General features: G+C 58.1%; 5 protein-coding genes. 3 read left to right on the top strand and 2 right to left on the bottom strand.

The genetic code is table 11. The features are described 5' to 3' along the window. Window positions 1-143: 143 nt before the first annotated feature. Both PT279_RS04420 and PT279_RS04415 read right to left on the bottom strand, forming a co-directional pair. Window positions 144-1451, bottom strand: coding sequence for an ATP-binding protein (locus PT279_RS04420; RefSeq protein WP_277165836.1), 1308 nt, complete (start codon window positions 1449-1451; stop codon window positions 144-146). Between the two features lie 203 nt (window positions 1452-1654). Beyond that, window positions 1655-2020 carry a PaaI family thioesterase gene (locus tag PT279_RS04415; RefSeq protein ID WP_277165834.1) on the bottom strand — a complete coding sequence of 122 codons (366 nt, stop codon included), beginning with the start codon at window positions 2018-2020 and terminating at the stop codon, window positions 1655-1657. 50 nt (window positions 2021-2070) lie between these two features. Here PT279_RS04415 and menB point away from each other — a divergent pair, with 50 nt between their 5' ends. From menB to PT279_RS04400, 3 genes are all read left to right on the top strand, one after another. Beyond that, the gene (gene menB, locus PT279_RS04410) at window positions 2071-2895 is read left to right on the top strand and encodes a 1,4-dihydroxy-2-naphthoyl-CoA synthase (RefSeq protein ID WP_277165832.1); all 825 of its coding nucleotides are present in this window, start codon (window positions 2071-2073) and stop codon (window positions 2893-2895) included. 94 nt (window positions 2896-2989) lie between these two features. After that, the gene (locus PT279_RS04405) at window positions 2990-4876 is read left to right on the top strand and encodes an AMP-binding protein (RefSeq protein ID WP_277165831.1); all 1887 of its coding nucleotides are present in this window, start codon (window positions 2990-2992) and stop codon (window positions 4874-4876) included. Between the two features lie 506 nt (window positions 4877-5382). Continuing rightward, on the top strand, window positions 5383-13308 hold the full coding sequence (locus tag PT279_RS04400; protein WP_277165828.1) for a DUF5979 domain-containing protein: 7926 nt from the start codon (window positions 5383-5385) through the stop codon (window positions 13306-13308). Window positions 13309-13450: the final 142 nt, after the last annotated feature.

Here is a 13450-nt window from a genome sequence, read left to right as displayed (position 1 = left end):
AAATCCCCGATTTCGTCTTCGCTGACAATGAAATATAGCAATCAACAAAAGGTCGGTTGCCAGATTTTAAAAAAATAAATTGACAGAGCCAATTCTATTTTGCTATCGGCCGACCCGGTTATCTACCTTGAGCTCATTGCAAATCACAGGCAGAAAGCGGCATAAAGTGGCACGCTCTCGATGTCTTTTTCTCGGCCGAAGTTCTTGGTGGAGAGTCGGATCAAGCGTTGGGGCTGGTATTTGTCTTGGTAGGCCCGAAGGCTGCGCGAACGGACATTATCGGAGGATTTCACCTCGATCGGTGTGGCGGTGCGCAGTGTTGCTTGGTCGCCGAGCGCGGCGACGAAATTGACTTCCGCGTCACTTTTGCTGGTCCAGTAGCGCAGGGTGTGACCGCTTGCTGTGAGTGTTTGCGCCACATAGTTTTCGGTGAACGCGCCAAGGTCAAGTGAGCCGCGCAGCTGCGGGTTGAGCAGGGTTTCGACGGGTAGTTCGCTCATCGCGCCGAGCAAGCCGGTATCGGCCATATAGATTTTGAATGCCGAACGGTTTTCGTGCAGTGCGAGTGGAAGCTGGCCGGAAGTGATTTGCACGCAGCGGCTCGCTAGTCCTGCAGTTTCTAGCCAGTCGAGCGCGAAGGCATACTGGCTCGCTCGCCCCCCACTGTGAACGATCTTATACTGGAATTTATGGTTTTCTTTGGCCAATTGGGCGGGAATGCTGTTGAATGCCTCGCGTATGCGTGCGGTTTCGGTGGGTAAGGCGTATTTGGCCATGTCGGCAACGTAAAGGTCGAGAATGTTGCGCTGTATGGTGCGAATTTCGCCAAAATCGTGGTTGTCGGCAACGTAGGCGGCCACGGCTTCAGGCATGCCGCCGCAGAGCAAGTAGGCCCAGTAGCGGTCGAGCGCGTCGTCGTGTCGCACGTATTGTTCGGATAATCTGTATTGCGCTTGTATGTCGTCGCGCATGGTTTCGTCGCCGAGCGCGAGCAGGAATTCGTCGAAGCTCATCGGCCGCAGCGTCATGGTTTCGACCTTGCCGACCGGCGCCGAAAACCCTTCGCGCTTGACGGCGACACCGAGCAGACTTCCGGCGGCGATGACGAACGAACCGGGCAGGCCTTCGTTGAAATATTTGAGGCTGGCCAGCGCGCGGTTGGAGGCTTGAATCTCGTCAAGGACCACGAGCGTCTTGCCCGGATCGATCGGTTTGCCTTGAACCTGGCCGAGTTTGCGCAGGATGGTTTTCGGCTCAATGTCGCCGTCGAACGCGCTGCGGGCGGCAGCATTGGCTTCGAGATCGAAGTAGGCCATGTCATTGAATTCGTCGTGGCCGAAATGCCGGATAAGATAGCTTTTGCCGGTCTGTCTGGCGCCATAGACGAGAAGAGGCTTGCGCTCGCAGTTCTGCTTCCATACAAGAAGCTGCTTCATGGCGTTGCGGTACATGTTTTGCCCCCTGCTGTTACAAGCCCGGTTTACTCGTTCCTTGGCTATCCATCATACCCGATTACCGAAGTTATCTCCGAAAAAATGTAAATTTCTACATTTTTTTGGAGATAGTTGCGAAGAGTGAATGTCTGATTGGTATTCAGCGGATTTTGAAAATCTACTCTGAATTCCGGGGAATGCCCCATATGATTCGTTGGGAATCATTGGCGTTCGCGGACAGCTAATGTGACTGTTGAAATACTGGTGAGCTTGCTGCCCATACGTATCTCTACACGCCATGTTTGCAACGTTTTACCGACATTTTCGGGAGTTGCGGTGGCGGTCAATGTGCCAGACGTCACAGGGCGGAAGTGATGCGTGCTGATGTCTACTCCGACCGCGACGTGAGAGGCATCAAGCCGTGCCATCGCGCCCAAACTTGCGGCCTCCTCAGCCAAAACAGCATTGACGCCGCCGTGCAGAATCCCGAAGGGTTGTAGAACGTTTTCTGTAACCGGCAATGTTAAGATGACCTTTGACCGCGAGATTTCCTGTTGTTTGATGCCCAGATAATTCGCAAGTGACATACTATCGAACCTCGCATTCGCAATAGGGGACATGACGCTAAGGAGCCAGCATGGCGACAAGTCACGATTTTGAGACCGTCAAAACATACGACGAAATACTGTTCGAGCGACTCGACCATATAGCCAAAATTACCATCAATCGGCCCGAGAAGCGAAACGCCTTCACGCCGAAAACCATTGAAGAGCTGATTGACGCCTTCACGCTCTGCCGCGACGACGCCACGATCGGCGTCATCATCTTCACCGGCGCGGGCGACCTCGCCTTCTCGTCGGGCGGCGACCAGGGAGTGCGTGGCAACGGCGGATACGTCGGCAGCGACCAGGTTCCGCGCCTCAATGTGCTCGATCTGCAGCACTTGATCCGCATCATCCCGAAGCCAGTCATCGCGATGGTCAAGGGTTGGTCGGTCGGCGGCGGCAACGTGCTGCAACTGGTCTGCGACCTGACGATTGCGGCCGACAACGCGAAGTTCGGTCAGACCGGGCCCAAGGTCGGCAGCTTCGACGCGGGCTACGGCTCCGGCCTGCTCGCTGACGTCATCGGACAGAAGCGCGCGAAGGAAGTCTGGTTCCTCGGCCACTTCTATTCTGCTGAAGAGGCGCTGCAGATGGGTTGGATCAACAAGGTCGTGCCGCTCGCGGACATCGAGACCGAGACACTCAAGTGGTGCGACGAGCTCTTGACCAAGTCGCCCATGGCCCTGCGCTTCATCAAGGCCTCCATGAACGCGGCCACCGACGGGCTCGCGGGCCTGCAGCAGCTCGGCGGCGACGCGACGATGCTTTTCTACACCACCGACGAGGCGAAGGAGGGTCGCGACGCGTTCAACCAGAAGCGCACGCCCGACTTCGACCAGTTCCCGAAATTCCCGTGATCGCAAGCCGTTGCCCACGCCCCGGGTCTCAGCCTGCGCGTGCGCAACGGTTGCTTGACTATGGCATAGTCGAAACGGATTGGGGGAATCTGTGATGGACAATTGGGTACTGAAACGTGCGATGCTCACGCCGGAACGCACGGCTGTGTTCGACGGCGAGACGCGCTATACGTTCGGCGACGTGTTCGACGAGGCCCAACGGCTGGGCGGCGTGCTCAGCAAGTTCGGTGCATTCAAAACACAGAACGTGGCGATGGTCTCCAATAACAACGTCCGCGGCTACCTGCTGGCTGTCACGCTGCTGCTATACGGCAAGACCGTCGTGTGGCTCAACAAACGCCTGACCAATGACGAGCTCGCCGGCCAGATGCGCGACGCCGGAGTCGCCTGCTGTCTCAAGGACGACAGCCTCCCCGATGATTTGCTGGATGGAGCTTCAGCCGATGGCAACGTCCATATTGTCGGTTTCGACGAGATATTCACGAAGGCTGACAGTTTCAAACTTGGTGATAACTCTGCTGCTTCCCTGCGAATTTCGCCGATTCCGCGTGAGTTCAGCGACGACCAGGTGGTGAGCATCATGTTCACTTCCGGCTCGACGGGCGCGCCGAAAGGCATTCAGCAGACCGTGCGCAACCACTTCACTTCCGCGACGAGCGTGGCGCTGAACCTCGGCACGAGCCCCGCCGACGAGTGGCTTTGTGCCGTTCCGATTTTCCACATCAGCGGCTATTCCATCATTCTGCGTGGTCTCATTTTCGGTGTGGCAGTGCGTCTGATGAATCATTTTGACGCCCCGGAAATGGAACGGATTCTCACCAATGAGCCGGTGACGTGGGTTTCCGTCGTCCCGACGATGCTCAAGGAGCTGGTGCCTGAGCATGAGCGACGAATATCGGGCGCGTTGGGGCTTTCGGATTCCGCGATTGCATCCGTTGGTATGCCGAATAATAATGCTGAAAATATTGCGGATTCAGGTGCACGTTCTTCCCGAGCGTCACAATCGGATGTGCCTTCCGTCCAAGCATTGGGTTCCGATAATTCCGGCATTGAAAGTTCTGTGTCGGACCCGGTCTCCTTGCCGGCCAATTTCGGCTATTCCCCTGCCTTCAAGGGTTTCATTCTGGGCGGCGAAAAGTCCGACCTCAAACTGCTTAAACGCTGCAACAAGCTTGGCATGATCGTGGTGCGTTCGTACGGTATGACCGAAACCTGCTCGCAGATCGTCGGCACCGGCACGGGCGACGGCGCTCGCAAGCTGCTGGCAAGCGGCAAACCGTACTTCACCACCTCGCTCGAGCTTGCGGACGAAACCGGTGAAATCCTTATCAAAACCGGCGCGCTCACGCCAGGCTATCTCAATCGCCCCGGCGTTTTCGAGGCCAGGAAAACCGGTGACGGCTGGTACCGCACCGGCGATGTCGGTCATCTTGACGACGACGGCTATCTTTACGTCGACGGCCGGCTTGACAATATGATGATTTCCGGCGGCGAGCACGTTTTCCCCGAGGAGGTCGAGCGCGTCTACGCCGAATGCCCGGGCATTGATGACATTGCCGTCACCGCCGAGCCCGACGAAAAGTGGGGCGAGGTTCCGGTAGCTTACGTGGTGTGCAAAGAGGGTTACGACAGGCTTGCGGAAAACAGGCAACCCAGCGTAGCCGCTCCCGTTCCTGACGAATCGGATGCCGACGAATCCGCCGCAAAAAATATGCCTGCTATCAGGGCCGGGGCGATTACTACCGGCGAACCGACATCGCGAGTTGACGGCCGGGAAACCGATGAATCGGTTGAGAGCGATCGCTGCAGTAAGGCGAAGCAAGCCCGCGCAGAGGTTTCGGGCTCCTTAGACGCGCGGTGGCGAGAGTTCGGCCGGGACAATCTGGCGCATTATAAAGTGCCGCAGCGTTTTTATCGTGTTGATTCCCTGCCGCGCACGAGCACGGGCAAGATCCGTCGCTTCCTGCTCGGCGAAAACTAACACAAAGGCGGAGATTGTTCCAAGCCCCGGTTTCGGCGGTGTTGCGGAGTCTCATCTCTTGAGGCGTAATTTGAAAATACCAGGTTTGCGATGCAGCCTGAGAACGTGCAATATATCATATTATAATAACTGGATGTTTCTTATATATACAGTTTAATAAAATAGATAAATCAATTATAATTTATAAGGTTTTACATAAAATAAATCAGGATTCTTCATCTGATTAAAGCCTGAACGCATCGATAAGTACTGGGCAGTATCCTTTATTTTCAGCGCTTTATACAACTATGCCTAAAATGTTTATTTCTCAATTGCGATACGCTGATAGGATGATGGTAAATATTTTTAGTTAATGTGCTTTTTGGTTATAGGCAAAGGATTTATGCAAAACGGCATTGACGGGGGAATGGGGAAAGTGTCCCCTTGTGATAATGCATATGCCGCGAGGCTCTGATCCGAAGGCCAGGGGAGTTAGAGATATGAAGTGGTTTGACAGGCGTCGAACAATGAAGCACGCAGCCGATACAACGCAGAATGCGGGTGGGCAGACCAAGAAACAGCTGAAGTGGCTCGTGGCCATGGTGGCTGCCGTGGCAACGTTGCTGAGCGGCGGAGTGAGCGCTTCAGCTAACCCCAGCGATCCAAATCCTTCCAGCAGCTCCTCTCAATCTGCGCAGCGTAGTAATAAGGTGGGCACCCAGGGGGATCCGGAGTACCAATTCCTCAATTTCTCGCAATCCGTTTACGGTGTTGGTGGCGCGAACCCGACGGCCCTCAAGCCCGGCGACAAATTCACCTATCAATTCAATCTCGGCTGCTCCGAGACCAACTGCGAAGACGCGAGCCTCGTCGATCAGCTCCCCGCGGCCCTGCAAGGCTTTGTCATCACTGATTTCACCGTCAGCTCGACCCTGCAGGCAAACGTCCAATGGAAGGAAGGCGGGGTGAACCAGCCTTCGAGGCCCGCAACCGTTGGCGCCGGCACCTCGTTCACGGTGACCCCGGGCCAGCAATTTGTTTCGGACGGAACCAACAAGACCGGTTTGGTCGTAGGTATGAACGGCTCGGTCGGTCTCACGTTGCAGGTTCCCGCAAACTTCTCGCCAAGCGATCCGCGCAACAAAACCGATTTCATCAATTCCGCAACGCTTTCCGCTTCCAATTCCAAGTCGGTGACTTCGTCGGCCACGGCGAAGGTGAGCATCGACCAGAAGCTCGAGGCCAAAGGCACGGCTTCGTTTGATCCTGCCAATACCCAGTACGTGGCCGGTGCGGCACAGGTTCTCAAACTCAACGTCACGAACACCTCGAACATCAACGCCGACAAGGTTGTCGTCCAGATTCCGCAGGATGCTCAAGCCGGCGCGAATGCCACTTCGCTTGACACCAACAACCCGTTCCGTTTCTTCGATTTTGATAGTTTTGGCGCTACGGTGATGCCGGCAGGCGTCACGCAGGTGCAGACGGATGCCTATGTCAAAGACGGTACCGGCAAATGGAACTGGGTCAACGGTGTTGCCGCGCCTGCGTTCGCCTTGCCCGCCGGTGTGAGCGTCGGCGATGTGGCCGGACTCCGCTTCACCTTCTCGGGCGGAACGATGGCGCCGAATGCCGCGACCGCCAGCCCGATTATCCTCAATCTCAAACAGCGTTCGACTGACCGCAACGATGCGAGCAATAGTCCGCTTGCCGGATTGAGCACGTCGTCTTCCGTCAGTCCCATCGTTCAAGCCAACGCCGCGAAGGGATCGCAAACCGGTGTGCCGACGGCTTCGGCCCCGGCGACGGTAACGCTTTCGCCGAACCAATTGAACGTCACGGTGAGCGAGTCCCTCGACCCGGCCCGTCATCCGGCCGGCAACAAGGCGGTCGGAACGGTTGTGCTTACTAATGGCAACTCGGCGGTGGCAAAGATGGAAGCCAAGGTTGGCAGCGGCTTCTTCAGTTCCGATATTCAGTTCGACGGTTTCAAAGAGGGTATTGCATATCCGGCGGGTGCCGATAGCGGAACGGTTGTCTACCACATGCTTGGTGGCGGCCCTGACCAGAGCGTGACATTCGCTAATGGCGCGGTCCCGGCGCCACCCACCGGTGACATCTCTTCCTTCGAGATCAAGTTCGGATCGACTCCGGCTGGAAGCGTCGTTGATCCAATAGTTGCCGGCGCAAACACTTCCGTCAGGTTCACGGTGAAGTCCTCAAGCGCGCACAGCTTCCCAGCAGGCCAGACCACGCAGGATATCACCGATGCCAACACCACCGCGAAGGTCATCGCGTACAACACGGCAACGGCATCCGCCACGGCTCCGGCCGCGACCATGACGCTGGTCAAGCCGCAGATACTGGTGAGCGTGAACAAGACGGTAAGCCCGAGCGATGCCGTCCCGGTCGAGCATCAGGCGGTGGTTGGTTTTTCCGAGTCGACCAGTGCCAACACCGATTATCTGCAGCCCAATGTCATCACTGTTGAAGATTCCTGGGTCAACAAGACCATCGACGGGAGCGGCACGATCCACGACGGCACCTCCTCCGACACTAATAATTTCTGGAACGTCTTCGATTTGAATGCCATCGAAGCCACACCGATTCCCGCCCATACCAAGTTGACCGTCAGCGTCAACCTTCCAGGCGTGGGCTGGGTCGATCTCGACAGCAAAGCCGAGCAGAACACAAGTTATATGTATAGCCTCGGCGCAGCGGATTTCAAGACTAAACTGGGCGCCGCCCATTCTGGCGCGACTCCGGACCAGGTCACCGGCATACGCTTCAAGCTCGAAGCCCAGGGCGCCAACAACGCCTTCGCCGGCAGCACCTCGATTTCTCAGTATGTCAGTTTCGTCGCCCGTGACCAGAAACGTGACGGATCCGGTCCGACCGACGTCCTTGACAATCCCGGCCCGCAGCAGCCGACGAAATACGATTACGGTAACACCACCAGTCTCGCCACTTCCGGTGTGACGGATGATGGCCATGTCGTCCACAGCAACGCTCTCGACGCAGATGCGACCAATCAGAAGAAGGTCGGCATCTTCACGTTCAATAATCCGGATCCCCATATCGGTCATGATTTCTACGGCGTCAACGACTGGATCAGCACGACGTTCACCGATCCCGACGCTTCCGGGGCTCCAATCAGTGCCGTGGCCTCGCTGTCCAGCAAGAAAGTCACCTCGCATCTCAACTGGGGCGTCGACTCGGATATGGTTTCCGTGTCGGTCAAGCAGTCCGGAGATGTGGCGGATTATCCGGACGCGGGTGCGCACAACGATCAATGGCATGACGTTTTCAATCTGATTTCCATCGATCCCATTGCCGTTTCGGACACCCCGTATACCAACGGTTGGTATTTGAAGTATGACAAAATCACCGAGGTGCGGGTCTTCCGCGCTTCCGCTGGCGCTTGGGTCACGGTGCCGGCGCCGGACGGAACGTGGCAGAACGCCGACCGTTCCTTTAAGGGTTACACGGTGCCGAGCGGTGATATTGAGGATGTCACCGGCCTCGAGGTGAACCTGGCGCCGGACGATGCCGCCCGTAGTGCCGACATCGCGGCAGGCAAGACCTACGTGCCCCATCCGGGAACGGGCGTCGTGGCTTCTGCCCCAACGCGTGATTTCTCAGCCACTTGGCAGATTCGCGACAAGAAACGTGGGGCAGGCACGTTCGTCACTGGCAGCGTGCTGCATGCGGGCGACACGAGCCATCATCAGCCGCAGAATGACAGGTTGGATGCCGAAAGGGCGACGGCCGCGGATCCCGCCTATCCGAGCATGTTGTATTACGTGGCGAAGAATGGTGCGAAGCTCGACATCACTGATTACAAAGCGGCCATCAAGGAAGGCGATGGAGGAACGTATAACCTTCTGGTACCGCCGCATGGTGTTTCCGTCCCGGTCGGTTCCTATCCGACGCAAACGTATGACATCTCTGCGACCAACGATTCTGCGAACCGTGCCTCGTACCTGCGTATCGTCACGCCTTCGGAATGTGATACCGGCAGCCAGACCAGCTGCTATACCGCCAATACCCCGTTCGCGGCCACGCAGAATCCATTCACCGCATCGCAGGTTCCCGATATCGGCACAGGCAAGCTCGATTCCACCTCGACGATGCCCAACATGTTCAACCGCCAGACGCTGACCCATATCGATATCGGCGCAGACGACCCAAGCCAGATATCGCTTGCCGATTCGCGTGTCTATATTCTTCGCTATACGCCGACCAATTACGCGACCGGCAGCGGCACTTTCGCCGTCGATCCGTCGATCACGACCGCCGCGCAGGCCAACGCCATGACGGAAGCCGACCTTGCCAATGTCGTCGCCGTTGCGGTCACTTTCCAAGGTTCCTCCGACCCGGCAACGGTTGGCCCGACCCTGACTAAAGGCAACTACGTGCATGTGAAGCTGACGGCACGCGTGCGTGACACATTACGTGCTACAAACCAGCCGTTTGTGCCAAGCGCCGCCGAGGGCAATAATGCCTACGTCAGCCGTGCCACCGCGCAGATCTACGCGCCGATCACCGACAGCGATGCGGCAGATAAGCCCACCAAGTTCATCAGAACGAACGTCAATTACCGCACCGGAAGCCTGCTGACCTCCATCGGCGAGACCATCGCTCCCAACAACCTGGTCGAGGTCAATCCACAAGTGCCGCAGACTGTCACGATGAACGCGAACAGCACCAACGGAGCGAGTGCGGATTCCACGCTTTCGCCCACCAAGGTGACGTTGACGAGCTGGCCCGACGGTCAGGGCAAGAGCGGCAGCTCTACCAAAACCGGTCACTTCTGGAAGAACTTCAACTTCACCGGCCTCACGCAGCTCACGTTCCCTGCAGGCGCCACGAAGGTGAAGATCGGTGTCTACGGGCCGTTCGGGCCCGGCGGCGCGATGGGATGGAAAGACGGAGCCGAGCAGGCGCAGCTTCCCGGCGGAAGTGTGGCTTATGATTTGCCGGTAACGTCGGCACAATACAACGATATCCAAGGGTTGCGTTTCGCTTTCACCAACCCGGACGCTCTTGGCAATCCAAAGTTGTTCACGGATTCCAGCAACGTCTCTTGGAATTCGCAGATCCAATATCGGGTGGCCCAGCGCACAACCGAGCGCGGCAACGATACACAGAACGTCGTCTACCCGGGCAGCGAGCCCAACGCGGTCTCCTCCGAAGCGGAAAGCATTCTGCGCGATGGCGTCAACCCCGACCAATCCACCTCTGCCGATACCAGTACCTCTATGATCTGGGGCTCCGGCATAGCCGGTCTCGGCGTGAGCGAGGTGGCCAACAACGGTACTCCTTCGGTCGAGGTCGGGCAGATGGTGCCGTGGGATGTCTACTTCTCCAACATCGGCACCGGGTACCTCGATATTGACAAGGTGAGCGCCGACCTGCCCGCCGAACTGCGCTATACCGGCCAGGGAGGCCCCGGCGATCCGGCCCATTCGATTGTCTTTACGCCTGGTGCTGTCAGCGGAGTGCCCAATTCCGGACAGCTTAATACCGAGCCGACGCTCGATTCCAGCAACCCCAACAAGCTTGTGTTCAGCTGGCCGGCGGGCAAGAGCCGCATGTTGCCGGGCGAAGTGGTGAAAATGACCATCTGGTTGGAAGTGGAGCCGGGTGCGATGGCTGGTGCGAACGTCAACCTGCCTGTCACGGTCACCAGCAAGAAGCATTTGACGCGTTTGTGGTATGTCGACGGTCATCCCAACACGGTTGATCCGGTTACGGATGGCACCAGCCCCCTCAGCATTGGTGGTAAGGTGACGGCTTTCGTCACCCCGTCCAGCGGCGAAAACGTCTACATCGTCGGTGGTGTAAAAGGCAGCAAGCCGGGCGCAGTCAATACGCTCGATCCCGCCCAGACCTGCACCCCGACTCTCACCGCGCTTGACGGCCATAGCTATTACCGCGCGCCGTGCCGCGCCAATACCGCCGTGGGTGGCAAGGACGATTGGGTGCTGCACATGGTCAACGCCGGTACCACCACGGAAAAGAAGGTCCAGTTCTTCGAGCAGCTTCCGGCCAAACACGACAAGAGCGTGGTGGCCAGCAGCGATTACCGTGGTTCGACCTATCATCCCGAGCTCACCGGAGCCCCGAGCGTCGTAGGAGCGCCTGCGGGTACGACGGTGACCATTGAGGCTTCCACCGATACCTCGCCTTGCGTAGGTACGTGGAGCACGTTGCCGGGTATTTCCGGCAGCCCCGCGAACACGTCCTGCTCGGCCTCTACTTGGATTCCGAGCGCCAGTGTCACAGATTGGTCGAAAGTCACCGGCCTGCGTATAACCCTTGACTTCACGACTTCCACCGATCACGGGCTCGTACCCGGCAAGGGCGCGGACGTCACGTATACGGCCAAGAACGTTCCGGCAACATCCCCGGGCTCGCTCGCGGACGATTCCGATCCATCGGTTCCCGTTTCGCTCGATCAGGCGGCCGGCGTGCAGGAGGCTTGGGGCCAGTTCGGCATCCTTTATACTTCAGCGGACGGCACCATGCATCCCGCTGCGCCGGAACGCTTTGGCACGCGCATCGCAACCGGTTCCCTCAAGGTCAACAAGGCCGTGGAAGGTGCCGCCGCGAGCGCGTATACCCCGCAGCAGGTCCGTGCCTCGGTTACTTGCAAGGACGCCGATGGTAATTCCATACTCTTCGGCGGCCAGAGCCACGGTCTGATAACGCTCAACAAGCAGATTGACGGCACTTACGCGGCCGGCAGGCTTCCGGGCATTCCGTTGAGTGTCGATGGCAGCGGCTCCGGCAATACCGTCTGCACGGTTTCCGAAGACGGCACGCTCGGCCAGTTCGGTGAGGCCGCACGTACCGTGAGCGTCAATGGTGACAACAACACCAGTGATTCCGATACGGTGAATATCACCGCTGGCGACACGCTCGACGGAACCAACAACCCGACCAACGCAGTGGTCGCCGCCCAATCAGCGAAGATCACCAACACCTACCGCTACTCCGGTCTGAGCGTCACCAAGAAGGTCGACACCAAGGCCGACAAGGGCAGCTTCGGTCCGTTCAACTTCAAGGCGATTTGCACGACTAGCGACGGCCAGACGGTCAAGTTCAATGGAGGTCGTGACGACAGCGTTTCATTCACGCTGAGTGACGGCCAGACCTGGAGCGCGCCGGCCGATACGGTTCCGGCCAACTCCACCTGCACCATCACTGAAACCGATACCTCGGCAGCCGACAAGACGGTATTCACCGGCGACAATGTCACCGACAATACCAACGGCAGCGCGAGCGTTCGCGTCGGCGACGGCAGCGCAAGCGACATCGCCCATCTGGTGGCCACCACGGTGACCAACCATTACGACGCTGGCACGCTTACCGTCAACCGAGCGGTTTCCGGGGCCGGGGCTTCCCGATATGGCAGTGTTCCCGTCACCTTCAAGGCGGTCTGCGATTATCGCGGCCAGCAGCTGCTCAACGAGAGGTTCGACCTCGCCGGCTCGGCTACCAAGAGTTTCGGCGTCTTCCCTGCGGGCACGCAGTGCACCATCACCCAGGTGACCGATTCGGGCGCGACGAACCATACGTTCCTGCCTGCCAACGGCCAAGTGACCATTGCCACCGTGGCGCAGGCCGGCGCTGCCGATGCCGCTGCTGTTGCCAGTTCCGTCGTTCCAGGCTCCGTTCCCGGAACCCCCACGCTGATCAACGATCTGAGCAGTGTCACCGTCGCCGAAACCGACAGGTATGACGTGGGCCAGGTGCCGATTGTCCTGAAGCGCACCGGCGACGAAAGCGCCGTGCAGTCTCGCGGCAATGGTCCGTTCAAGATCAAGGCCACCTGCACCTACCAGCGCGACGGGGACCCTGTCTCGATTGATTTGGGCGGCGACGATACGTTTGTTCTGAACGGATCGAATGGTTACAGCACAACGCTTAACGACATTTTGCTGGGTGCGCATTGCGCGGTCGTGCAAACCGATTCTGCCGGCGCGGATTCCACGTCGATCGCCCCGGTGAACGGCGAGGAGACGGTGGTCGAGGCCACGAGCAGGAACACAGTGACCATCACCGATGTCTTCCGCAACAAGCCTTCCCTTGCCGGTCCTGTCGCCGGTCCCGTCAGCGCTCCCGTTGCAGGTCCCATCGCTGGTCCCGTCGGTGGTCTTCTCGGGGCCAATGGTTCTGCGCCCAACGGCTCCAGAGTCAACGGTTCCGCGGCTAACGGTCGCTCTTCGATGGCCAGGACAGGTGCAGCGGTTGCCGGTATCGTCGTGCTGATTATCATTCTGCTTGCGGGCGGTGCGATAATCCTCTACATGCGCCGTCGTTCGACGGGTGGCGATGAGAGCGATACTGCTTTGGATGATTCCGGCGATTCGGTTGAGTCCGGCAAACCCAATGGTTCGGATGATTCTCCATCAACGGATTCCGGCGAGACGAATCACGGAATGTAATTTGGTAGCCGATTGAAGTTGAAGGCCGGATATGTCAAACGTATCCGGCCTTCAACTTTCCGGGTAGTAGGTATGGAAGAACAAATAATATTATTTCTTAATAGGTCCGAATAGTGAGATGCCTGCGGGTGCCGGTTTAAAA

This window comes from Bifidobacterium sp. ESL0784 (assembly GCF_029433295.1).
Taxonomy (GTDB): domain Bacteria; phylum Actinomycetota; class Actinomycetes; order Actinomycetales; family Bifidobacteriaceae; genus Bifidobacterium.
The sequence above is the reverse complement of the archived record's forward strand: the minus strand, read 5'-3'. Positions and strand labels throughout refer to the sequence as shown.

What these genes read in the sequence shown, in the direction of transcription:
- PT279_RS04420 (WP_277165836.1), bottom strand. Translation starts at nt 1,451, where the DNA reads ATGTACCGCAACGCCATGAAGCAGCTTCTTGTATGGAAGCAGAACTGC.
- PT279_RS04415 (WP_277165834.1), bottom strand. Translation starts at nt 2,020, where the DNA reads ATGTCACTTGCGAATTATCTGGGCATCAAACAACAGGAAATCTCGCGG.
- menB (WP_277165832.1), top strand. Translation starts at nt 2,071, where the DNA reads ATGGCGACAAGTCACGATTTTGAGACCGTCAAAACATACGACGAAATA.
- PT279_RS04405 (WP_277165831.1), top strand. Translation starts at nt 2,990, where the DNA reads ATGGACAATTGGGTACTGAAACGTGCGATGCTCACGCCGGAACGCACG.
- PT279_RS04400 (WP_277165828.1), top strand. Translation starts at nt 5,383, where the DNA reads ATGAAGCACGCAGCCGATACAACGCAGAATGCGGGTGGGCAGACCAAG.